At 37.3% G+C, this 23,887-nt stretch carries 26 protein-coding genes; 9 read left to right on the top strand and 17 right to left on the bottom strand.

The window, feature by feature from the left end; genetic code table 11:
* Positions 1 to 150 precede the first annotated feature (150 nt).
* From JFY49_RS16420 to JFY49_RS16390, 7 genes are all read right to left on the bottom strand, one after another.
* Positions 151 to 627 (bottom strand): hypothetical protein, encoded by a 477-nt coding sequence (locus JFY49_RS16420; RefSeq protein WP_005006052.1) that lies wholly within the window; start codon positions 625 to 627, stop codon positions 151 to 153.
* 72 nt (positions 628 to 699) lie between these two features.
* Positions 700 to 1,014, bottom strand: a complete 315-nt coding sequence (locus tag JFY49_RS16415; RefSeq protein ID WP_042892737.1) for a hypothetical protein — start codon at positions 1,012 to 1,014, stop codon at positions 700 to 702.
* A gap of 12 nt (positions 1,015 to 1,026) precedes the next feature.
* Positions 1,027 to 1,869, bottom strand: coding sequence for a hypothetical protein (locus tag JFY49_RS16410; RefSeq protein ID WP_042892739.1), 843 nt, complete (start codon positions 1,867 to 1,869; stop codon positions 1,027 to 1,029).
* A 251-nt stretch (positions 1,870 to 2,120) separates the two neighbouring features.
* Entirely contained in the window at positions 2,121 to 2,651 is a 531-nt protein-coding gene (locus JFY49_RS16405) for a hypothetical protein (protein ID WP_005006061.1), read from the bottom strand.
* Between the two features lie 43 nt (positions 2,652 to 2,694).
* Positions 2,695 to 3,258 (bottom strand): hypothetical protein, encoded by a 564-nt coding sequence (locus JFY49_RS16400; protein ID WP_200224933.1) that lies wholly within the window; start codon positions 3,256 to 3,258, stop codon positions 2,695 to 2,697.
* Between the two features lie 145 nt (positions 3,259 to 3,403).
* Positions 3,404 to 4,162, bottom strand: a complete 759-nt coding sequence (locus JFY49_RS16395) for a Fic/DOC family protein (protein ID WP_200224932.1) — start codon at positions 4,160 to 4,162, stop codon at positions 3,404 to 3,406.
* A gap of 69 nt (positions 4,163 to 4,231) precedes the next feature.
* Entirely contained in the window at positions 4,232 to 4,444 is a 213-nt protein-coding gene (locus JFY49_RS16390) for a hypothetical protein (RefSeq protein ID WP_005006071.1), read from the bottom strand.
* A gap of 251 nt (positions 4,445 to 4,695) precedes the next feature.
* Between JFY49_RS16390 and JFY49_RS16385 the strand changes: the two genes are divergently transcribed.
* Positions 4,696 to 5,097, top strand: coding sequence for a hypothetical protein (locus JFY49_RS16385; RefSeq protein WP_227557119.1), 402 nt, complete (start codon positions 4,696 to 4,698; stop codon positions 5,095 to 5,097).
* Positions 5,098 to 5,201: 104 nt separating this feature from the next.
* Here the strand turns inward: JFY49_RS16385 and JFY49_RS16380 are convergent, their stop codons facing one another.
* The 6 genes from JFY49_RS16380 to JFY49_RS16355 form a co-directional block, all read right to left on the bottom strand.
* Positions 5,202 to 5,663 carry a hypothetical protein gene (locus tag JFY49_RS16380; RefSeq protein ID WP_227609675.1) on the bottom strand — a complete coding sequence of 154 codons (462 nt, stop codon included), beginning with the start codon at positions 5,661 to 5,663 and terminating at the stop codon, positions 5,202 to 5,204.
* Between the two features lie 685 nt (positions 5,664 to 6,348).
* Positions 6,349 to 6,843, bottom strand: coding sequence for a hypothetical protein (locus JFY49_RS16375; RefSeq protein ID WP_227609673.1), 495 nt, complete (start codon positions 6,841 to 6,843; stop codon positions 6,349 to 6,351).
* A 93-nt stretch (positions 6,844 to 6,936) separates the two neighbouring features.
* The gene (locus JFY49_RS16370; RefSeq protein ID WP_005006077.1) at positions 6,937 to 7,362 is read right to left on the bottom strand and encodes a hypothetical protein; all 426 of its coding nucleotides are present in this window, start codon (positions 7,360 to 7,362) and stop codon (positions 6,937 to 6,939) included.
* Between the two features lie 41 nt (positions 7,363 to 7,403).
* Positions 7,404 to 8,297: a hypothetical protein gene (locus JFY49_RS16365; RefSeq protein WP_200224931.1), complete on the bottom strand. Its 894-nt coding sequence runs from the start codon at positions 8,295 to 8,297 to the stop codon at positions 7,404 to 7,406.
* On the bottom strand, positions 8,297 to 8,725 hold the full coding sequence (locus JFY49_RS16360; RefSeq protein WP_077169168.1) for a hypothetical protein: 429 nt from the start codon (positions 8,723 to 8,725) through the stop codon (positions 8,297 to 8,299). Before JFY49_RS16360 ends, JFY49_RS16365 begins: the two co-directional genes overlap by 1 nt.
* A gap of 228 nt (positions 8,726 to 8,953) precedes the next feature.
* Complete coding sequence (locus tag JFY49_RS16355) at positions 8,954 to 9,778, bottom strand: hypothetical protein (RefSeq protein WP_005006085.1); 825 nt, start codon at positions 9,776 to 9,778, stop codon at positions 8,954 to 8,956.
* 186 nt (positions 9,779 to 9,964) lie between these two features.
* Between JFY49_RS16355 and JFY49_RS16350 the strand changes: the two genes are divergently transcribed.
* The gene (locus JFY49_RS16350) at positions 9,965 to 10,291 is read left to right on the top strand and encodes an H-NS family nucleoid-associated regulatory protein (protein ID WP_058952581.1); all 327 of its coding nucleotides are present in this window, start codon (positions 9,965 to 9,967) and stop codon (positions 10,289 to 10,291) included.
* 79 nt (positions 10,292 to 10,370) lie between these two features.
* On the opposite strand, the gene JFY49_RS16345 is transcribed toward JFY49_RS16350, so the two are convergent.
* Positions 10,371 to 10,640, bottom strand: coding sequence for a hypothetical protein (locus JFY49_RS16345; RefSeq protein ID WP_038350036.1), 270 nt, complete (start codon positions 10,638 to 10,640; stop codon positions 10,371 to 10,373).
* Positions 10,640 to 10,984 carry a hypothetical protein gene (locus JFY49_RS16340; RefSeq protein WP_038350037.1) on the bottom strand — a complete coding sequence of 115 codons (345 nt, stop codon included), beginning with the start codon at positions 10,982 to 10,984 and terminating at the stop codon, positions 10,640 to 10,642. Before JFY49_RS16340 ends, JFY49_RS16345 begins: the two co-directional genes overlap by 1 nt.
* A gap of 160 nt (positions 10,985 to 11,144) precedes the next feature.
* On the opposite strand from JFY49_RS16340, the gene JFY49_RS16335 reads away from it, so the two are divergent.
* A complete protein-coding gene (locus JFY49_RS16335; protein ID WP_024160741.1) occupies positions 11,145 to 11,333 on the top strand; it encodes a hypothetical protein in 189 nt (62 codons plus the stop codon).
* A gap of 142 nt (positions 11,334 to 11,475) precedes the next feature.
* Here JFY49_RS16335 and JFY49_RS16330 read toward each other — a convergent pair whose 3' ends face one another.
* Both JFY49_RS16330 and JFY49_RS16325 read right to left on the bottom strand, forming a co-directional pair.
* The gene (locus JFY49_RS16330; protein WP_121533495.1) at positions 11,476 to 12,558 is read right to left on the bottom strand and encodes a hypothetical protein; all 1,083 of its coding nucleotides are present in this window, start codon (positions 12,556 to 12,558) and stop codon (positions 11,476 to 11,478) included.
* A 77-nt stretch (positions 12,559 to 12,635) separates the two neighbouring features.
* Positions 12,636 to 13,280 (bottom strand): type I-E CRISPR-associated protein Cas6/Cse3/CasE, encoded by a 645-nt coding sequence (locus JFY49_RS16325; RefSeq protein ID WP_227504916.1) that lies wholly within the window; start codon positions 13,278 to 13,280, stop codon positions 12,636 to 12,638.
* Positions 13,281 to 13,542: 262 nt separating this feature from the next.
* Here JFY49_RS16325 and JFY49_RS16320 point away from each other — a divergent pair, with 262 nt between their 5' ends.
* The 6 genes from JFY49_RS16320 (at position 13,543) to JFY49_RS16290 (ending at position 23,882) form a co-directional block, all read left to right on the top strand.
* Entirely contained in the window at positions 13,543 to 14,727 is a 1,185-nt protein-coding gene (locus JFY49_RS16320; protein ID WP_129717105.1) for a SprT-like domain-containing protein, read from the top strand.
* Complete coding sequence (locus JFY49_RS16315; protein ID WP_044102302.1) at positions 14,724 to 15,092, top strand: hypothetical protein; 369 nt, start codon at positions 14,724 to 14,726, stop codon at positions 15,090 to 15,092. The genes JFY49_RS16320 and JFY49_RS16315 overlap by 4 nt, the downstream gene beginning before the upstream one ends.
* A complete protein-coding gene (locus JFY49_RS16310) occupies positions 15,092 to 16,759 on the top strand; it encodes a DEAD/DEAH box helicase (RefSeq protein ID WP_129717107.1) in 1,668 nt (555 codons plus the stop codon). Before JFY49_RS16315 ends, JFY49_RS16310 begins: the two co-directional genes overlap by 1 nt.
* 1,225 nt (positions 16,760 to 17,984) lie before the next feature.
* Positions 17,985 to 21,260 carry a helicase-related protein gene (locus tag JFY49_RS16300; RefSeq protein ID WP_200224930.1) on the top strand — a complete coding sequence of 1,092 codons (3,276 nt, stop codon included), beginning with the start codon at positions 17,985 to 17,987 and terminating at the stop codon, positions 21,258 to 21,260.
* A 2-nt stretch (positions 21,261 to 21,262) separates the two neighbouring features.
* The gene (locus JFY49_RS16295; RefSeq protein ID WP_121532461.1) at positions 21,263 to 21,940 is read left to right on the top strand and encodes a DUF4391 domain-containing protein; all 678 of its coding nucleotides are present in this window, start codon (positions 21,263 to 21,265) and stop codon (positions 21,938 to 21,940) included.
* A 16-nt stretch (positions 21,941 to 21,956) separates the two neighbouring features.
* The gene (locus tag JFY49_RS16290) at positions 21,957 to 23,882 is read left to right on the top strand and encodes a site-specific DNA-methyltransferase (RefSeq protein WP_200224928.1); all 1,926 of its coding nucleotides are present in this window, start codon (positions 21,957 to 21,959) and stop codon (positions 23,880 to 23,882) included.
* Positions 23,883 to 23,887: the final 5 nt, after the last annotated feature.

Here is a 23,887-nt window from a genome sequence, read left to right as displayed (position 1 = left end):
GTGCCTTGCTTGCTATGGATTAAGTATAGAGGGGTGTACCAGGGGAAAAACTTTTCTCAAAATTTAAAATTATTGAAAATATTTTAACCAATTAAAATCATCGTAAGCGGTTATAACGTCTAGCAAAACGGCATTGCGCCGTTTCGGTGGTTACTTATATTTTTGGATGATGCGTTCAATAAATCGAATCATTGTGTCCTTATCAATTTTGGCCTGGTCGTAATTGTCATAGCTAAACATCACCAAAGCATCTTCCTGAGTGATGCCAAAAAACTCACGTACTGCTTTCCACTGGTAAACGACTGGTACAGTGACAACAGGCGCATCTTTTAGCTCTTCATTGCTGAGTATTTTTTCATACATGAAGATTGGCCCAACAGAACCATGAAAATTGAAACCTAGATTTTGGAAATACTCGACAGACGTAGCCCAACCAATCAGGCATCCTACAATATTTTTATCTAACAATTCTTCAGTGGTGAAACCTGAAAAGAAATCGGTGTGTTGTTCTGTATGGCTTGCGTCATAATCACGCCAAATGTCGAAATCAAAGCTTTCATCAGGAATGACCTCGATCACTAGCTCAATCAGCTTTTCTAAACGCTCAACGGTCGTTGCTTTGTTCATATCTGCTCCAAGTTTTAGGCAGTGTGCCAAAAGGGGTAGCGGTACATACTGGCGCACGTACCGCTTTTGGATTTACAAATCCAGTTGAATTAAGAACAGTGGTAAAGGTGCATCACTATCTTGTGTAATGAGCATAGGCAAGAAGAAACTAAATCCCTCAAAAAACACGCCCATATCGTAATCATCTTGAAAAGAAAAGGGCTGTGAAGTGATGCTGACATTCTCAATAGCACTAATTAGTGCCTCGATGTTGGTGTGTTTTGATGTATCGATCACATACACACGAAAACCGGCTTCTGTGATGTTAGGTATCTGTTGTACTTGCTGTGGCAAGTAAAAGCCAAGTTCATTGATAGCACTGACGAGTTGCGGATTTTCAATTGTCATGGGTAGGTTTCCTTATTGAACTACTTTTGCGTTATTTAAATTTTGCAATGCGATATGCGTTAAACGTTGATTAATGATTCCGTCATACGGCGAAATGAAATCCTCTTGCCAGTTATGCATGAGATGTTCAATCGGGTATGTTTCCAGATATTCTTCTAATGCTTCATTCGGCTTAGGAACGAAAGCTAATGGCTCTTTAATGTTGTAATTGCTGGCGATGTATTCCAGTGGATCACAATCACCTGGTACGTTGACCGTAGCAACAAACTCAAGATAAGCACCATCGGGAAAAAACTTATTGAAGCAATCAACCACAACAGATATTTCACGGACTTCATCATCATTTAAAGTGAACTCACGGACTTCGTTATCCAGTGCAACAATTGAGCTAGATAACAAGTGGTCAAGGTCTTGTGGACGGATGTTCACGCAATTAATAACTTGGTTGATATGATGAATAATCTCGTCTTTGATTCGGTCTTCAAAAGCGTAGTTGCTGTCAAAAATAATATGATCGACATCTTCATAATTGAGTCCAAAAAACTCACGTACTGCTTCAGAACCGCGATAAACAACATTTGTTTTGAGTTCTTCATAAGTGAATGGCTCACCAGTATTCGCACGGAATGGTGCATAAAGGGGAACGCCGTCTAACATCATGAAGTTAAGTCTTTTAAATGTTTCATCAGCTGTCGCCCAACCTATGACGCAACAATTAGCATCACTATTTATAAGTTGAGCAAAAGTCATATTGTCGGTACCTGGGATCGTGCGCCATAAATCCAGATCAAAACGCTCATGTGGTACTTGCTTGATGATATTTTTTAAATGATTTAGCTTATCAAGTTGATTCATTACAGGACTCCAAGTTTTAAGCAATTGCTTTCGATAGAGCCATTTTATTTAAAAAATACTAATGAATAACTTTATTGGAATTAATTAACTGACCTAAAACTCGTAATGGATATTTGAAAATATTTTAATCAATTAAAATCATCGTATACGTTTTAAGCCATGCTTAGACGGCGTATATACCGGTCTATTTTTATAATGCAAAAAAAAGAGTACTTAAGTTCGGACTTAAATACTCTTAATGAGTTGGGGCATTATTCCCGATTGGCTAAGTTGAAAAATAGTGAATACATTGCATTCTTAAATAACCAAAAGGTGAGGGGATTATCCGCTTCATCTTTAGACTGGTGGCGAATGATATTCCAGTTGAAATACTTTTCTGAATAGCCCATGTGAGTGACATAAGCAAAATTACGAACGTCATTTTCTGAAACGTATTGGAATGCTTGTTTAAGCTCATTTTGGGTGTTTTGTTCGCCGTCATGGTCAAAAGCATCAGCTTCTAAGATAAGTTCGCGCATGCCGACCATAGCAAGGTATATGACTGCTTCAAAGTCATAGTTCATCATGCGTAGGAAGTGTTTTTTCAAAAAGGCTTCGTCAATGTGTTCAACTTCTTTGTAATTTTTAAGTGCGCTTAGACCATGCACACCAAAGATATATTTAAGTACACGAAATTGAGCGCATAACGGCAAGTTTTCACCCTCCACATGTGAGCAAAGGGCGGTGTAGCGGTTCATGTCGATGACTGAGCTTAGAGATTGTTTTAAAGCGCCTAATAGCATTGTTATATCCTTTTTCGGGTTTTGTTTATTGTATGGTGTACGGTTAAGCAAGAAATGTGTTAACTAAATGAGTTGTGTCATGGTGTTGAGATATCTTTTCGGCATCCATGTCGTTATGTTCTTCATAGATAGTTTTTAAGGTTTTGATGGTTTCATGCATCAAGGTTTCATGATGCTCAGTATTGAATTTGAACTTGTGGCACTCTTTAGCAAGGGATACACGAACTTTGAATTTTTCTAAAAATTCGATGGTTTTATTGGTGGTGTCGCTTTCACATCCAAAGTAACAAACATTATCAATATGCAATGTGGTTGTTTTCAGCATTAATGGATTTTTATCAAACACAAAATAAGCAAAAATGCAGTTTTCACGACTGTTGTAAGTAATGTAAGACTTCTCAACATTAATTGCGTCCACTGATTTAAACCAAACAACGCCATCGTCATAGGTTTCAGCATGGCTTGAGAAAAGCATATAAATTAAGGTGTCGATAATTTCTGCGGTGCTGTTGCCGATAATTAAATGATTCAGACTTGAATCACTTCCGTTTGTAAATTGGTATTGAGCGACCACTTTATTTGCAAATTGATGTGCTGCGTTATTCATTATTCATCTCCAAGTTTCGGACAATATTTTCCTAAGGTTTTATTTTAATCTGAGTCACTTCATTATAAATTTTTCTCAAAAAAAAAGATTCTTTTTTCAAGAATCTTTTAATCAATTAAAAGCTATCGTATACAGATTAATCTAATTATCCGTAACTCGGTGAATCATCATCATTTGATTTATCCTGGTCATTTTCCTGTTCTTGCTCTTGTTCTTCCGTATTTTCAAGCTTCAGGACTAGATCGTATGGTTCAATGATATTGTCCATGACTTTTAAAAGGTAAGAGAGGTCTTGTTCCATCGGTTCTAGGTTTTCATAGTTTTCACCGACATAAAGCTCTTGATCTGTCAGTGAACGTTTAAACGCATAGTTCCAATCTGATACGGCGACCTTGCTATATACCATGGTGTAACCAGCATCATTCGCCAGCTGGTTCATCATCAGTTTAGCAGCGCGACCGTTACCCTCTTCAAAAGGGTGAGCTTCATTTAACTTGGCATAAAGCTGAGTGAACTCTTGCACAAACTGGTCTTTGTCCAAACCTTTCAGGTGGTCTTTTTCTTTAACCGCCTGTGAGAACTTATTCAGTTCATCAGGGATCAGGTTTTTATCTAGGAAATGACCGATTTCATAATTACCGTTCGGGTCGATCGCACGTTTAGAAATGTCGTCCAGACGCACTTCTCCAGCCCAATCGTAAATATGCTCAAAGATTTTTTCATGGATTTTAGAGAGGTGGTCGAGATCGTAATTGCCACGTAACGGCGAAAGTTCCATTTTCGCTATTCGATGTTCCGTGATTTCTTTTTCCAGTGCCTTTTTATAGTCGCCTTGCGCTTGGCAACTGGTAGGTTGAGATAAGATGTCTTTCGCATCTAAATAAAACTCAAGTTTATCGTCCATATTGTTCTACTTATGAGTGATTGGGTTTGGTAATCCGCTGTAAGCTAGATTAGGTTGTATTCGCGATGATTAGGCTTTGTTTTTAAGTGCATTCCATTTCTTCATCAATGCAGCTTCTTCCTCGTCAAATGTTGTTTGACCAGTTGCTAAGCGCTCCATACGTGCGTTTGATGATGCTTCACATGCTTTAACAATGTGAGGGGAGAACTCTTGAGCTACATTGCCTTGAGCAGAACGGTATGCAGCACGTACACGGTCTTCGTATTTTACTTCTTCAGACATATCGGTTTCCTGTATCAACAATCTGTAAATTACAATAATTGTAACCCCAAACAAGGGGGCGATTCTTGCTAAATTGCGTATAAACAATCTTATTGGTATATACCGATTAACAAAATCAAATAAGATTAAAATTCCAAAAAAATCAAATATCGTATATTAAGTGTATAATTTAAGTATATACAGGAAAGTCGTTAAACATGAACGTATTCAAAACACTAAAACTATCTGCAGTTGCAATAATCTCAGTGTCTATGTCGTGCGCTGTTTTAGCTAATAGTTCTTTAAATAACCTGAATACAAACAGCTTAAAATCTGCTGTTGCGCTTTCTCCTACTGCTGAAAACAAACGTAAAGTTGAGCGTTTACTTAACACTAAAACACCGTACCAGATTGAAACTGGTGCGGTACTTAAAAAAGTGAAGTATTCAAAACACTTTAATATGAACGTTCAGATGTCTAGCAAAACTGCAGATAAATACTCTTCTGATGAAACTGACTCTTTAAACCGCTTTGTGAATGAAAAGATTCATCCGTTTTATTGCTCTGTATTCGCCAATGCTCCAGTTAAACCAGATCTGTATGTAGACATCGTGGACAATCAGGGTAAATCATTCTTTGGAAGTGCTGAGCGTTATTCAGATACTTGCCAATAGTTTTAAGGGCTAAATATTACATAGATCTGTTAACGCCGTTTTAGGCAAAAACAAATAGACCGCTTAATTGCGGTCTATTTGTTTTTATACTGACACCTAAAACCTTATGGAAAGGTCTTAGGTAGCACCGCTGTATAGCCTACGATCTTGCGTATTTTGATCTGCATATCAAGATGCAACGGCTGTACTGTCAAACGATTGAAGTAAGACTTAATCTCGCGCATCCACGCATGGAAACGATCATCGCAATGACGCATAAGCTTCTTAAGGTGATTGCGGTCAGCTTCTTGTAAGAAACTGAGTTCGCTGTCGATTGACCAAAGATCAATATCCTGATCATCTATACATAACAAGTACTGCGTATCAACGACCAATGAAGATACCAACTTGCCTTGGTCTTGCTTGTAGATCAGCTCAAAATTAACTTGTGCATCTAAAGCGCCGTTGATGTTTTCGATTTGAATGTCACGGCGTAAACGTACTGGTAGCTCCAGCAGTACAGTATTCTTATTTGACTGGTAATAATCAGCACGGACTTGGCTATCCCATGCAATATTTTCTAACATAAAATTTTGAAAAGAGGTGAGAGAATCTTCTTGTAGACCGACAACTTTTGTTTTAGATAAGATTTCAAAGTTCATATAATTTCTCCAAATGGTGAGCATTGAGCTCATACATTCATTATATTTCACTGTACATTTTTAAAACTTTTTTCAAAAAATATAGATTGTTTTAATGCTGTCCACTTTTACATTACATAGACAAGGGCAAAAAATCTAATTAAACTGACCTTGAATAAGAAATGCGTTCAAGTGTTTTGTGTTTTTTTATTCACCTTTCAATTTTAAAGAGCCAGGCGTTTTGCGTCTGGTTCTTTGCTTTCTGGTATATACCAAGCACATTTTGGTAATGTGCATTGACCAATCTCAATCATAAAGTTTCAGTTTTAAACCTTATTTATCGCTACGATTAAGCCAGTTGCTAGATGGGCTTTAAGATATGAATGCATCAAGTACAATAGCTTTAATGGCTGTATCTATTGGTTTTCCAGTGGTATTAAACTTTGACTTTGCTTTTACTTATTTAATTGGTTTTACCTTATTCGCCTGCACGATCGGTTTAATATTTATGATTGTGTTTTTTGTTTATAACAGTGCTGTGACGGAAAAGATTAGCGCAATAATTAAAAGGATGTTCTTTTTTGCTGGTTATTGCGCTTGTGTATTAGGTGCGGTTTTCCTTACAAGATGTCTAGTTTAGTACGTTAATGTTTAATGCATATTTGCTAAATAAGTAATACCCAAACATACAGATCGCTAATGTAATTACCGTCACTTTACGCGTTGAGTTCACAACTTCAGCACTGTCTTTCTTGCTATTAAAAATACCAACTTTGATCAACTTAAACACTGAGTCTAAAAGGGTGATTGCAAACCACGTTCCTAAAAAGTAAATTGCCATGGTCAAATATTCCTGTTTGTGCAACACATACTTATATAAATAGACCTGTGTAGTGACCACAATTAATGAAAATGAAGCGCCATAGTGCAAGGTTTTGACGGCATTGCGATGTTGTTTTTCATTGTTGATGTTAATCGCTGCGTTGATAAAACAAAAAATTGCCAATTGTCCAATGATGATGACAATCCCCATTGCAAATAATTGGATGTTAAGACCATAAGCCTTTTTCACTAAAATTACGGCGCTTGCAAACGCAAGGAACATTAAATATATGAGATATGGCATGATTTTCTTAGTATGAAGCGATGATATTGGATGATTCTAGGCTAAGGTTCAAAAAAAAAGAAGTATGCTGGTCGCAACATACTTCCGATCTGATCAGGCTTCTACGTTCTGATTGATATAGTTTTTGTAGGCTAACTTCACTTCACTTAAAAGGGCTTCTTTCAAAACACCTTTGTCTTTTATCGTTGGATTGTGCAAACCAAGTGACGCACGGCGCTGTTGAGTGGTGTTTTTATTGGCATCTGTTACCCAAACTGAGTCGATATAATCATCAACTAAAGCATGCAATTCGTTTGGTTTTACTGCATTGTCTAAATTGGAAAGTATAGCCTTATTGTTTACGATCGCTAAACTTTCATCATATTCTCGATAGCTTGTACGTAAAGTATTCTTAAAATGAAGCAATTGATCTTCAATTTTTAATTTACCGCCATCAAGCTCGATGTCGATTACAAATGTCGTGATTTTAGATGATAGACCTAAAACACCAACTGATTTAACGCGAACAATAGTATCCATAACAACTCCAAGGTTTTGAGCAATGAGCTCAAGTAAAACGGTTAAACTTTTGTGAGATCTGCTTCAATATCTATCAGCAATTCTTTTACTGCTTTCATGTGTGGCAATAAAGTATAGGTGTTCATTTCGCTATTAAATGCACCAGCTTCAAGTTGTACACCAGCAATAAACGGCTCATTGATTAAGTTGTTGCCAATGAGATGACTTAAGCAAGCCTGTACCAGTTCGATATTTTCTTCAGACTTAACCAGTAGGGGATACAAAACCACGAGTATTGGTAAATCACAAAACTCCATGTTGTTTGCATCAAGTAGCTGTTTAAGTGCATCCTTAATATCTTCGTTGAGAACCAACAGTTCTAAACCTTTTTTCATGTCTTTATAGGCGTTATCAATGGTCACTTCGGAAAAGTAAAACCAATCGCGCTGGTCATCGAGCATGAAGCTATCTAATGCAGCGATTTTCTGTAAGATCTGCAATTGTTCAGGGTTGAACGTGCGAATCGCTGTTCCATTGATTTTATGCTGTAACAACAGCTTTAACGCCGTTTGCGCTTGATCGTTTAACTGCTGTACTTCTTGATTGAAGAAGTTGCATAACTGATTCGACAGATCTACAAAGATAGAATTGTCATAGCAATCAGGTACCACGTTTTGAGTGGATAGCAACATAAAGCCATTTTCTGACAGCTCAGGATTCATATAGATACAAAGATTATGATCTTCGGTCAGCTCTGCAAAACCTTTTAAAGTGGTATATGCAATTTCATGATCAGGCAATTCAATACCAGCATGGATATTAATGTGGAAGCTTGGGCTTTGGTCGCCGTGGTCTTGATCTGCAGTACTGATCATAGATAACAGGGTTTCCAAAAGCGCCATATTCTTACGAATAGGCGCCATAGCTTCATTAATTAAGATAAAGCTACTATTCATTAAAGTGCCTCCAAGAATAGTGAACCCACAATATCAGTATTGAGTGGGTTAATTTCAATGAATTCGACCAGCTCCAGCGCTTTATCAAGTGTGAGTTCCTTAACGCGGAAATCAAAAAGCGTATACTCGCCAACGCCATCAATCACACCATATGAAGACATCAACTCTTCCAATTCAGGGATATTTTGATAATTTTCTTCAGCCAAGTTTTCCAAGGTCAAAAGGGCATTATCTACATGTGATTTGAACATGTGGGCAAGGAAGAAAGCCAAACGGTTCTCATGAGGTGCACGAATGAAGAAATACTCACTATGCTCGTCATCGTTAGAATCCTGGCGTGACGCTTTAACCAAAAACAAAGGTAAATTGTCAGTACCGCCGTGAACTTCGTTAAAATCGATCGGGCAAAAATTAGGTTTTAAATTCATGAGCTTTCTCCAAATTTTAAGCTATTTGCTTGATTAGGTTTCATTATATTAAGAATATGAACGGATAAAGTTTTTTTAAAAAATACTTATTTAAGCATCAAGAAAGAATTAATAATGACGAGCGCCATTGCAGCGCTAAAAATAAAAAACCTTTTTTAATCAATTAAAAAAAACATCGTTTACGTTTTTAAGCGCAACTTTAAGAGATTTCTCTCTTAAAGGCTTGGTTTATTCAAAAGTGTTGGTGTATAAGTCGGTTTTAATGAGGTTTAATACATACTGGCATTCAGTCAGTAGATTTGCATATTCATCATCAAAGCATTGTTCTTCTTCAAGCATGATTTCTATATTTAAAGGTTCAACCACTGTGTAAGGCTCTTTAACGCCAGTTTCTTTATAATTTGAAATAATGACCTGAATTGCTCCAGATGCAAAGTCACCCTCAAGCGTGTGGCTATAGTAGAAACGGTTTCTAATATCGCTGTGATTACTGTCGATTAGTTCTAAAGCTGTACCAAACTTGTAGGTAGTCAGTAATTCTATAACGTCTTGGGCGAACACTGTGTTTAATGAGTCGTCAGTTTTTAAATTGAACGCAATGTCTTTAAACCTTTTTAAGATTTCTTGCTCTTTAGACTCGTTAAAGTCTTTGAAATATTCGTCAAACTTATGCTCACCATGACTCGACAAAAGTTTATGGTGGTAGTTGTATTCGTCTACCACGGTCAACAGGTCAAGTTTTTGCAATAACTCAAACTCGTCTTTTGTAATTTCTTTAAAACCCAAAACGTAAAAAGAATCACCGCTGATTTCCCAAGAGTCATAGCGAGTTTTAAAATCATGTTCTTCTAATAAGGTTTTAATGTCTTCAAGTTCTTCACTCTCATAGCTTGAATACTTAAACAGGGTGTAATTAACAAATGCCATCAAAGCTGGCACTTCTGAAATTTTCTTAGAGACATATAAGCCGATATTAAAATCACAAATACGGATACCAATTGGTAGTGCTGATGTTTCGTTAATCGCAAGATTCATCATGAGATACTTGTACATATTAATTTACCTAACAGGTTGAATGTATTTTTAGTTTAATGGATTTAAAGTGGGAATAATTTTTGCTTAAAAATTAGAATAGCCATGGAATAAGTTGAATATTTTAATCAATTAAATTCACCGTATGCGGTTGTAAACAAAACGCACTGATGTATATTTGATAAAACCAACTTTTCGAGTTTAGTTATGGAAATTGAAAACCTAAGTAAAGACCAGTTAGAATGCCTAATTAAAAAGGCACAAAACCAAATTGTTGTAGTAGAGAATAGGAACCTTGATGATGGTTATCTCAAAATGTTTGAGATCGCTAAAGAATTAGGCTTAACTATTCTTGAATTAAATGAGCACGGCGAAAATCGTAAATTAAATAAAAAGCCAGTGGTTAAAGCAGATCCTAAATATCGCAACCCGAATAACCACAAAGAAGTGTGGGCCGGTCGTGGTAAACGTCCATCCTGGTTAAATCGTGAGATTGAATCTGGTAAAACATTAGAAAGTTTTCTTATCGTATAAATATGAAAAGGGCTTAATTGATTTAAGCCCTTTTTTTAAATGCCATTGTCAGTGTTGTTTAGAGCAGCTGCGCGACTACTTAACAGAGTTCTGCTTTGATGTGTTCTAAGACATCATCTTCAACACCCTCATTTGAAAATGCTTCAATGAATTCATTCAGGTTTTCATTGCTTAATGGCAAACTTCCGTATTGATCTACTGCAATCATTTGTGAGTTATGCACCAGATATTCAATACTGCAGTCAACAGAACAAAAGGTTTCTTGAATTACATCATTCACCTGATGGCCAGACTTTTTATCGTTAGTATCAATATCACTATTACAGTGAGGGCAAGTAAATAATCCCATTACGCAACTCCTTTCTCAATTAAGCTAATTACACCGTGTTCTAATTGATCATCAAACCAGTGCCAGATAATGAAGCGGTCTGTACCTTTGCCCCATAGATGAAAGTCTTCTTCGATTTCATCATCATTGTTTATCGGGGTGTTGCCAAACTCTTCCCATAATGTTTTATGGGTTTTGCCTTGCAAGCTTAATACGCCATTTTCAGAATTTGCTTCAAACCAATCTAGGATCTGATAGCGATATGTACCTTTATTCCAGATATGGAATTCGCATGGTAAGGAATTAGATTCATCAAATTGAATCTGCTGTAATTCACTCCATAACTGGTCTATTGATTTAGCCATGCTTTATAACTCCTTGCTTAATAATTCAATTTTAATAAATAAAAGCGCTCAAAAACTTTTCTTAAAAAACATATAAAATCTGCTAATAATTCCTTTTGGAAAAATACTATCTAAGCAAAACTATTGTTATTATCGAGTGAGCTTATTAAGAGGTTTAAGCATGAATCTAGATAAATACGTTAAAACAGATATAGACGATGGCAATGGTCACATTTGGCTTAAATTTACGAATGATTCAGGTAATGATACTTTTGCTTGTAGTCAATGTGGCTATTTGAGACGGGTAGATAGTAATAATCGCCCACTAAACAAAAAGTGTGTTGGTAAAGTGAAAATCACGCTGCGTTAAAATTGAGATTTACAAAAACAAAATAAGAGCCAACATAGGGCTCTTTCTTATTTCATGGGGCTTTTACTGGCTTTACGGAATCAGTGTTGGAATCCAATATTTTTTAGACTACCCAACCATTGCGTAATTAATAACTTATTCCTTAGAGCCCTTTTTCTTTAGGCACACCGCCAACAATCTGAAATGGTATCCAATGGTTAACCCATTTTTCTTTGGTACCACGTTTGCCCAACCAGTAAAAGTTCCAGTGAGGAACCCGTGGATGTGGTTTTTTGGTACCTTTGTAGTTGCCAGACTTTAGATCTTCATCGCGCTTTAGGATCGCTTCATTGATCTTTTTATTTGTTTCGGTACCAACAATAGTCGGCTTGTACTTATTGGCCTCAAATAAACGCAATTCACGCTTAATCAGCTCTAATTTAGGCCTGGCTTGTGTTGTTTCTGGTGTTAATGGTCTGAGATCTGGTTCTTTTTGGCTGAACCATAGAATCAAATTGATTAGCTTCTTCTGCAGTTCCATGAACGTGTTAATTTCTTGTTCATCTGGCAAGTTCTTTTCATCAAAAAACGTATCAATGAAATCGGTCATGCAGTCCTCAACAGTTGATTCAAAATCATCATCATCAGGGAAGTGCATGGTAATGGTTTTTGCTAAGCCAGTATCGGTATATACCGTGGTAAATAGCACCTTGCGATCGTTCAACGTGTTTTTCGCAAAAATAACACCGACCACTTGTTCATTTTGCACGTAGAGATTGGCATTGTCGGTTTGAACGTAGATCGCAATATCAGGTAGGTTTAATAGGAAACCGGGGATACTGCGGTTGTACTCGGTCTTTACAAGCATTTGAATGACTTGATCTTCAAACCGATAAATATTTTTGGTTAGGCTCCATGAGCCAAGAGTAATGATTTCACCAATGTTGCAAGGTAGCTGATTGATAAATGAGAGTGGGATTTCTTGGCCAGTGGCTTGAACACCCATAATGGTACTGGTGCGTTTCATTCGTTCACGCCAGATAGGATCTCGACAATCTAGTGCAGCATATGTCCATTCATCACCACTGATTAGGCATTCGTGCAGATCTTTACTGTTTTGTCGTGCGATCGCATAAGCTTCTACACTTTTCATTAAGCCATTGAGGTTAAGCTTCACATGTTCTAATCGCGCTGTGATGACTTTAAGTGGTATTCCTATCTTTGGATCTAAATCTTTATTTCTCATGTTGAGCAACCAGGATCTACATCAGATCAATATCTGAAAAAATTTCGTTGAAAAAAGGACTTTAAAAGTCCTTTCGATTAGGCGTGAGCACTATTATTACAAGGCGGTGTAAACAAAGTACCATCTAAGCGGATCATTCCAAAGCCGTAGGTTTTATCACGACCAATACCATTGAGCCATGCTGTTTTAAATAGCTCTAAATCACCAACAGTCGCACTAAATGAAATATCTATGGTCTGGACTGGAATATTCAAAATGCTGAGCTGTGGTCCACATTGTTGCTCAATTATAGTGACATCCAATAGACCTTTGCTACTAAGAGCGTTTTTGGTGAATTCGGCTGCTTCATCTCCAGTTAGATTTTTACGCTTCTTACCTGAATTGCCTTTGGGTTTTTCGCCGTGGACCGAAATGTATTCTTCAATTTCTTGGCGGTTAAAGCTACATTCACGGTTAAGAGGAACCATGATTTTTCCAGTGATTTGCTGACCGTGCGAAATTTCAATGTATTCTTTGGCCATTGGGATTTTGACGTCCGATACGCACGTTCTTAAATAGATGTGCTTGCCATCTGTAAAAAATATGACTTTTGCGGAACAGAATGTCTCGACCTTATTTCGTTTAAACATTTCTCTAAAAATGTACTTGAACAAGTTCTTTTCATTTTCAGGATGTGTAAGGGCAAAACAATTGGCTGTTAGTTTTATGTTATTCAGACTCATTTCGATATCCAGTTTTCTATAAACAGCATTATTAAGAACCTGTGTGGAAGTAAAGCGTAACACTCATATTATGAAAACCAACCACAATTTATTAAACCTACACTTTAATGATACTTATTTTTTGTGTTGTAATTTTTTTTTAAAAAAATATATGCTTTGCTGATTATTTTAAACTATTGACTGTATTTTAAGCTGTGCGTAAACTTTAAACGTTGTTTTGTACAATCCACACCTAGTTTGATCCTGTTTGGACGACTGAAAAATGAACATAAAGAATAGAACTACGTTGCAGTTTTATGAAGAACTGCAGTTGGTGTATGACCGTTTCAATGAAAGGCTATTCAAAAATGAATTACCAGATTGTTTGATTACGCTTCAACGTATCAACAAAAATACCGGTTATTGGTCTGAGAATAGATTTGCTTCGACAGAAGATGATACGGCGTATACGCACGAACTGGCCCTTAACCCTGATTACTTTGGCACCCAACCATTGCTTAACATTTTTAAATGCTATGCACATGAGATGTGTCATATGAAACAAAGCATTTTTGGTGAGCCATCTAAACGCTCATATCACAATGCTGAGTTTGCGGCATTTATGCTTGAGATCGGTTTGATTATGACTGATGACGGCACAAAAGAAGGTCGCACGACAGGCGAGAAGATGACCGAAATCGTTGTACCTGATGGCTTGTTTATTCAAGTGTGCAATGAGCTAGTCGATGAAGGGCGTATCATCAAATGGTATGACAAGTACGCACCCAAAACGATTTCAAGTCTAGAAATGATTCAAGAGCAAGTGCAGTTGTTGGAGTCCATTCCGACTGCTTCTCCAAAGCTATTTCATATTGCCTTACTTGGCAATGAAATCAATTCAGCTTTGAAATCACCTAAAAAAGAGAAGCCAGTTGCCGAACCGTCAAAAGCACAAGATTCCCTCACTGGATATGCCATCCCAACAAGTGATGAAGAAGAGGAACCGACTCCCACTACAATGAATCCCTTTGATGTAGCGATCGGACTAATCGACATATCAAATACCGGTGCAAACCTTGGCGGTTATTATCCAACGGCTTTTGATGAAGATCCGTTAGATGATGACGACAAACCAATACCAGAACCTAAGGTTGTTAAACTTTATAAGGGTGAACAACCAAACGGCGATGATAACGAGTTTATTGTACTCAAAGAAACTATGATCGGTGGAACACTCTATCAAGAGCTTGGTTTAGCCAATTTTGAAGAGCCTGAGCCTGAGCCTAAGAAACAGACTAGGGCATCTTTTGCGTGTCCTGAGTGTGGCCGTGGTGCAACGTGTAGTCCTACTTTTAGATTATCGTGTACTGAATGTGAAGTTGAACTGGTACCATCAAAATCAATTGATAAAAACCAGGTGAAGAAAAACAAAAAGGCTGCTAAAGCTGACCAAGGGGATGCAGAATGAAAACGATTGAAGAGCTTGGAATTCTGTTTTCTTCACACAAATACCGTTTTTATAACGAAAAAGACTTACAATTCGCGATTGAGCAAATGTTTATTGCCAATGAGATTCCGTATGAACGTGAGGTTCGTCTATCAAATAAAGACATCATTGATTTTACTGTTGAGCTTGATGTCGGCAAGGTGGGTGTTGAATTAAAAATAGATGGTGCACGTAACGCATTATTGCGTCAGATCAATCGCTATTTAAGCCATGACAGCATAAAAGCGCTCTATGTGGTTGGTACACCGTATTGGGTGAATAACATTCCAATCCAACTGAACAATAAATTTATTTACCGCCATCGTATTTTAGTGGGGGTCTTCTAATGTCTAAATCTTACGGCACCATTTCTCGTCAAGAAAAAAACTGGCACATTGAATGTGAACCACATGTTAAAACACGACTTAAGCGTGTATTCCCACAAGTCAGCCAACATGCATCAAAATTTATTGAGTTAAGCGATACGCCGTCTAATTGTCACGACCTACTTTGGTTTATTGAACGTTATCCAATGCATGTTGATGATCTTAAATACATGAAAGCGCAATCTAAGGCTTATGTGTCGCTAAAAGAAGATATTTTGGATGTGATGGACTATAAACGTCCGATCAAAACATTTGATCTTGCCGTGCCTCCATATGAGTATCAAAGAGCAGCTGCAGATCTACTACTTAATGTTAAAGGTTTGCTCTTGGGGGATGATTTGGGCCTTGGCAAAACAGCGAGTGGAATATGTCCGATGATTCTACCTGAATCGCTCCCGGCGCTTTTTGTGACAATGACACATCTTCCAATGCAAATTAAGAATGAAATTGAACGCTTTGCTCCGCACCTAAAATGTCACATCCTAAAGAAAGCATCGCCTTATCCATTGCACAAAGAGGGTGAAGCAGCACCCGATGTCATTATCACCAGTTATTCAAAGTTGAACGGTTGGGCTGAATATCTTGCCGGAAAGATTAAGTACGTAGTGTTTGACGAGATCCAAGAGTTACGGACTGGCTATACATCGCAAAAGTATTCCGCTGCTAAACTCATTAGTGACCAAGCTGAATTACGCCTCGGTCTATCAGCTACACCGATTTATAACTACGGTGATGAATTCTACAACATCATTGAAATATTGCGTCCAGATAGCTTAGGTACCGCTACTGAATTCGCTCGTGAGTGGTGTTCACAAGAAAAACGTATTAATGATCCTAAAGCGTTTGGGATGTTTTTACGTGATGAAGGTCTAATGTTGCGCCGTACTCGAGCAGATGTAAATCGAGAGTTACCGCCAGTACAAATCATCCCTCAATATGTCGAAAGCGATCCTAAAGTACTGGATCAAATTAAGGGCAAGGCAATGGAACTGGCAAAAGTAATTTTAAGCTCTACTCAGGAATTCCAAGGGCAAAAGCTTCGTGCGACAGAAGAATTCAATATTATGATGCGCCAAGCAACAGGTATCGCCAAAGCGCCGTATGTCGCTGAGTTCGTGCGTATGCTTGTTGAGTCTGGTGAATCAGTCATGCTTTATGGTTGGCATCGAGATGTGTACAACATTTGGCTAGAACGCTTGGCTGAATTCAATCCTGTTATGTATACAGGCACGGAAGGACCTGCAGCTAAGGAACGTTCTAAACAAGCATTCTTGAATGATGAAAGCAAAGTCTTCATTAGTTCATTACGTTCATCTGCCGGGCTTGATGGCTTGCAGTACCACTCAAAATGCAAAACATTTGTGTTTGGTGAGTTGGATTGGTCGCCTGGTGTTCATGATCAATGTATTGGTCGCTTAGACCGTGACGGTCAAATCAAACAGATCTCGGCATATTACTTGTTGGCTGATTCGGGTTCAGATCCAATTATTTCTGATGTCTTAGGCATCAAAAAAGGCCAGTTGGAAGGAGTTAAAAACCCGAATGGCGAATTATTTGAACATTTAATTACGGACGGTGGCGGTATCAAGCGCTTAGCCGAACACATACTGAATAAGAAAGTAGCTTAAGAGAAACTTTATGACTGAACTTTACCTAGCTTGTTTTAGACATAATGTCGGCTCAAATATTGGGTGGCCTGGTTTTAACGGAAAGGGCTATACAACGAATGTTGATCAAGCGCACGTTGTGATTTGACAACACAAACGTAAACTGGACATTAAAGTCCTAAACTTTAACAATATAGTTGTAAACAAAGAGAGATTAAAAAAAATGTCAAATTTTACAGAAGCATATATTCCAAGTTTTGGATATGGTTGGTATAACGAATCTATTTCTTATGATGCTTTAACAGGTGTACATACATAAAAATCTATATGTAAAAACAGATCAAAAAGCTACTAATGGCAACCAACGAACAGATAATTCAAGTAACCCAAGTGGGTATCGTGTTAGAGCAGGGTTTGTTGATCCTAAAAGTGATAAAAGATTTTAGAATGTATCCGGTACACACTATGAAACCCTAGATAATGGGTGAGCTGTTTCTCAATACACATCTGCAAAAGATTGCAATTTTAAATTTGGGCAGTTTTTATAAAATCTTATGAAAAAGAATAAAATTCTATTAATAGTTCTTGTGGTTGGTATTATTGTTTTAGGTATTGTAATTTTTATAAAATCTCAAGCAGTTACAGAAACAAAAAGATTGGGTAACGGTGAAAATACCAACCATAATGAAACGAGTTCATCTTCCAAACCATCTATCTAGTTTCCTTTGAAGAAGTTTTACCAATTTGGAAAGGCTAGGTTTACAACTATATTGTAAAAAACCGCTATTTTTCTAAACTGAAAAATCCATTGAGTTTAGAACTGTAATGTGGATTTATTCAATTAGATTTGATGTAAGTTGTTGATTTTACATTTTGCCAGTTTAAGACATTAATGTAAAAAGACAGGAACGGCTGGCTAACGCCACTATACAAGGCATCACACCTATACACTTTTTTAGATTGAATGCTTTACTGCGGATCTGAAGGCTGTACGCGTATAGTTTTAATCTTTGGCGTAATAACTTAGGTTTCATTCAAATGAAGATCACTGAGGATCTGAAGAGAACCTATGGCCCAGGTTAAGCATGTGTACCAGGCAAAAGGAACGGCTGGCTAACGCCACTATACAAGGCATCACACCTATACACTTTTTAAATGGGCTAACTTTACTTTGGATTTGAGGCATGTATAGGGTTGTTATACTGTTATAATTTCTCATCTTTTTATATTTCACCCCTAATCTCTTATGAAACTCATTGATAACCTCAACAATACTTTAGGTTCAGATATAGGGGAAAATCTCAGTAGCAAATCCAGATTAAAGATTGCCGCTTCATACTTTTCAATCTATGCCTATGCTGCTTTAAAAAAAGAATTAGAAAAGGTCGAAGAGCTGCAATTTGTTTTTACATCTCCAACCTTTGTCGCTGATAACGTCACAGATAAGCTAAAAAAGGAAAAACGTGAGTTTGTTATTCCTAAACAAGACCGTGAAAGCAGCCTGTATGGAACAGAATTTGAAATTCACTTAAAAAATCAGTTATCACAAAAAGCAATTGCTAAAGAATGTGCAGATTGGATACGACGAAAAGCCATATTCAAGTCAAATAATAGCAATGCACCTATGCAGGAATTCATAAGTATTCAAAAACCAGAGCAATCTTTAACCTATATGCCTATTCAAGGGTTTACCCCTATGGGATTAGGTTTTGAAAGAGGCAATGCGATTTCCAATATGGTGAACTGCTTTGATGAGCAACCAATGGTGCAAACCTATATTCAGCTATTCAATCAAATTTGGAATGACACCTCAAAAGTTGAAGATGTCACCAGTGAAATTATTCGACACATTGAGTCTGTCTATCAGGAAAATCCACCTGAACGTATTTATTTCTTAATGCTTTACAATATCTTCAAAGACTTCTTGGAAGATATCAATGCAGATGTCATGCCGAATGATCTCACAGGTTATCAAGATACCTTAGTATGGAATAAGCTGTTCAATTTCCAAAAAGATGCAGCAGTAGGCATCATCAATAAACTAGAAACCTATAATGGCTGTATCTTGGCGGATAGTGTGGGGTTAGGTAAGACCTTCACTGCATTGGCCGTAATCAAATACTATGAATTACGCAATAAGAGCGTTCTGGTTTTATGTCCTAAGAAATTGGGAGCAAACTGGACGAATTATAACGCCAACCTAGTCACGAACATTTTTGCTAAAGACCGTTTTAGCTACGATGTGCTGTATCACACGGACCTCTCTCGTAAAGGTGGTGAAACCCTAGGTATAGATTTAGCGAAAATCAATTGGGGCAACTACGATTTGGTTGTGATTGATGAATCGCATAACTTCCGCAACCGTGGCACGTTCAAGGATCGTGAAACACGTTATGACCGCTTAATGAATCAAGTGATTCGTCAAGGCGTGAAAACCAAAGTACTGATGTTGTCTGCTACACCAGTAAATAATCACTTTACTGACCTCAAGAATCAGCTCGCCCTTGCTTATGAAGGCAATGCAGTTTTATTGGAAAATAAGCTCGATACTGAACGTGATATCGAAACCATATTCCGTAGAGCACAGGCCAGCTTTAATGCCTGGGCAAAACTAGATCCTGCCCAACGGACAACTCAAGCAATTCTTAACCTTCTAGATTTCGATTTCTTTAAGCTGTTAGATAGCGTGACGATTGCTCGTTCAAGAAAGCACATTCAAACTTTCTATGACACCAAAGATATTGGACAGTTCCCTCAACGACTCAAGCCAATTTCATTCCGTTGTGCATTATCAACCGATCAGGATAGTGTTTCTCTGAATCAAATTTATGCAGATCTTTCTTTAATCAAGATGTCAGTTTATGCACCAGTCAGTTATATCTTTCCAAGTGCCTTAAGAAAATATGAAGAGATTTTTGATACTCGTGTAGAAGGCAAAGGTAAGTTAAGACAGGTAGACCGTGAAAAAAGCTTACAGGCGTTGATGACCGTTAACTTACTGAAACGCTTAGAAAGTTCTGTTCACGCTTTTAGGCTGACGCTGAATGTGTTAAAGAAAAATATTGAGAATGTACTTGCTAAAATTGCCGACTTTGAAGCACGTCAAGCGGATGATGAAGTTAGTATTTCACCAGACTTTGGCTACGATGAAGATGAAAATGGCGAGTTACTCAATACTGAAGATCTCATCGGTAATAAGCTCAAAATTCATTTGGCCGATATGGATCTATTGAGCTGGAAAACGGATCTAGACGGTGACTACCACATTATTCTCGGTTTACTGCGAATGATTCAGCCAATTAACGCTGAAAAGGATGCCAAACTACAGCATCTTAAAGCGCATGTTGTTGAGAAAATTCAGAACCCAATTAATGCCAGTAACCGTAAAGTCATCATATTTACTGCATTTGCGGATACAGCGAATTATATCTATGAGCATATCGCACCGATTTTGCTGCAAAGCTATGGTCTGCACAGTGCCAAGGTGATTGGTAGTGACAATACTTCAACGATCAAGACCAGAGTAGGAAGCCGTCAAAGCTATGATATGCAGGGCTTACTCACCTTATTCTCTCCACAGTCAAAGCAAAAAGCAGACGTATTCCCTGAAGAATCCAGAGAAATTGATGTGCTCATTGCAACGGATTGTATTTCTGAAGGACAAAACTTACAGGACTGTGATTATTTGATTAATTTCGATATTCACTGGAATCCTGTACGCATCATTCAACGCTTTGGGCGTGTGGATCGTATTGGCTCATCAAACAGCGTCATTCAGCTCGTTAATTACTGGCCTGATATTAGTCTGGATGAATATATTAACTTGCGAGAACGGGTCGAGAATCGCATGGTGATCGTCGATATGACCAGTACGGGAGATGATAACGTTCTCAGTGCTCAAGCCAATGATATTGCCTATCGTCGTGAACAATTGCAAAAGCTACAAACTGAAGTTTTAGATTTGGAAGATGCCAATACAGGGGTTTCTATTACCGATTTAGGTTTGAATGACTTCCGTATGGATTTGCTTGGCTATATGGAAGAGCATCCTGAATTGGAGCGATTACCGAATGGACTACATACTGTTGTGCCTGCACAGCCAGAACTCGGTTTAAATGCGGGAGTAATTTTCACCCTAAGAGCACGACATCCTGAGTCGCCTAACAGCCAAAGCAACCGCCTATATCCATATTACTTAGTTTATATTAATCAAGGCGGTGAAGTCGTTTATGACTACACCCAAGCAAAATATTTATTGGATGTAGCACGTAAAGCATGTCGAGGAAAGGATCATCCGATTCCTGAAGCGTATGAAAAGTTTAATGAGAAAACCAATGATGGACGAGATATGAGCCAATATTCAGAATTGTTGGATATTGTGATTCATACCATTCAGGACGTAAAAGCTGAGAAGGATATTGATAGCTTGTTTTCAGGCTTGACTACATCAGCGTTGGTAGATGTGGTTTCTGGATTAAATGACTTTGAGCTTATTAGTTTTATTGTGATTGAAGAATCTTGATCATGAAGTTATATAAATTTCCACCCCAGGCTAAAGTGGATCGGTTAATTCCGAAAAATAAGTTTTATGAACAAGGAAAAGCCAATACCAAGATCGAACAGCTATTTGTTGATCAAGTGGAAAATATACGGTGGGCTTACAAGTTGGCTTCATCTACAATTCACCTCCAAGATCAGGAAGATTTGAAGGAAATTCAAATCTTTCGAGTGAAAAGTCGGGTTGAAGATTTAGATGTGTCGATTCTATCTTTCATTGATAAGCTCATTCTCACTCCCATTATTTTTGAAGTTGTTTATCAAGATAAAGTGAAAGTTGTTGCAACCTATAAACGTTTGAATCAAGCAGACAAAACTAAAGCGGTGATAGGTCAATATTATGCTTCTGAGTGGCTAGAAGATCATGATCGTATTGAATTGCCCCTTTACTTAAAACTGGCTGATCTATATGAATATTTCATCGCACAGATATTGCCGATTACATCAAGCGAAGATTCAGGAGAGGATGATGAATCTATTTCCATTGAACTTAAATTGCAAAGAGCTCAACAACTTGAAAGCTTGCAAAAGCAGCTTGATAAGCTGAAATCCAAGTTGAGAACTGAAAAACAGTTTAATCGTAAGGTTGAACTCAATAAGCATATTCATGCACTTGAATCTGATTTAAACAAATTAGTGAATTAAATATAAAGGTATATTGATGGACAAGTTAAAAATGCACTCACCAAACCTAGTCGATAGCAACATCGAAAAGATTGCAGCACTATTCCCAAACTGCATTACCGAAACCAAAGATGAAAATGGTGAATTGAAAAAAGCTGTTGATTTTGACTTGCTTAAACAAGAACTTTCACAAGTTTTGGTTGATGGTGAGCAAGAACGCTATCGTCTTGATTGGGTCGGCAAAAAAGAAGCCATTTTAACGGCTAATGCCCCAATTGCGAAAACCTTGCGCCCATGCCGTGAAGAAAGCATTAATTTTGATAAGACAGAAAACTTGTTTATCGAAGGTGATAACCTCGAAGCCTTGAAACTTCTGCAAGAAAATTACTTGGGCAAGGTCAAAATGATTTACATTGACCCACCATACAACACAGGTAATGATTTTATTTATGAAGATGACTTTGCAGAAAGTACAAATAAATTTTTTGAACGCTCAAACCAAGTAGATGAAGATGGAAACAAATTAGTAGCTTGGAAAGAGACTGAAGGTAGATTCCATTCAGCTTGGTTGAGTAATATGTATAGTCGGTTACTGTTAGCTAAAAACTTACTTAAGGATGACGGATTAATATTTATCAGTATAAACGATGCAGAGGTTAATAATTTAAAAAGTTTATGTAATGAAATCTTTGGACAGCAGAATTTTATAGCTCAATTAATCTGGCAAAACAAAAAAGGTGGCGGTAATGATTCCATACATATTGCTACAGAACATGAATATATACTTGTTTTTTCAAAAAATAAATCTTTAGTGGAAGCATTCTTCGAATCATATTCCGAGGAATATGCAAAAAGATATAAAGAAGAAGATAGTATTGGCAAATTTTATTGGGATACTTTCAAAAGAAAATCTGGCAAACAATATTATTCTATAGAATGTCCAGATGGAACAGTCCTGGAGAAAGACGAAGATGGTAATCCCATCAGTTGGTTACGAAGTCGAGACAGATTTTTACAAGACAAAAAAGATGGTGAAATACGTTTTGTTGAAACATTAAATGGATGGTCAGTGCAATTTAAACAAAGAATGCCTCAAGGTAAAAAGCCTAGAAGTATATTTAAGACTGAAACAATTATAGATGACAAAGGCACCACAAGTTCAGGTTCAGATAATGTCTATAGTTTATTTAAGCAAGATGTTTTTTCTAATCCTAAACCAGTAGAGTTATTAAAATTTTTACTAGGATTTGGAGCTTCTAACCATAATGATATTGTTTTAGATTTTTTTTCAGGTTCTGGGACGATGGCAGAGGCCATACTTTCACAAAATCTCGATGGTATTAGTAGGCATTATATTTTAGTTCAAATACAAGAAGATATAGATTTAATGTTGCATAGTACTTCTGGGAATGCTAGAAGAATTGCTGAAAATGCTATTTCAACTTTAAAAGAGTTAAATTTACCTCATTTCATAACTGAATTAAGCAAAGAACGTATCCGTCGTGCAGGTAAAAAGATCATAGAAGATAATGCAACTAAAGAAGGCATCGAAAACTTAGATATTGGTTTCCGAGTCTTAAAAATTGACTCTAGCAATATGAAAGATGTGTATTACACACCAGATGCTTTAAAACAAGCTGATATGCTGGATTTAGCTTCAAATATTAAAGAAGACCGTACATCTGAAGATCTGTTATTCCAAGTCATGTTGGATTGGGGGCTTGAGCTTTCATTACCAATTGAACGTAAAACTATTGCAGGAAAAGAAGTATTTTATGTTGCAGGCAATAGCCTTGTAGCGTGTTTTGATGATTTGACATTTGATGTGGTTGATGAAGTTGCCAAAGATCATCCTTTACGCTTCGTATCAGCAGAAAAAGCCATTCATCTTGACCATGATAAAACCAATATCAAAGAACGCTTTAAACAGCTCTCTCCTGATACCGAAGTCAAGTTTCTTTAAGAGGG

This window comes from Acinetobacter sp. CS-2 (assembly GCF_016599715.1).
Lineage (GTDB): Bacteria > Pseudomonadota > Gammaproteobacteria > Pseudomonadales > Moraxellaceae > Acinetobacter.
The sequence above is the reverse complement of the archived record's forward strand: the minus strand, read 5'-3'. Positions and strand labels throughout refer to the sequence as shown.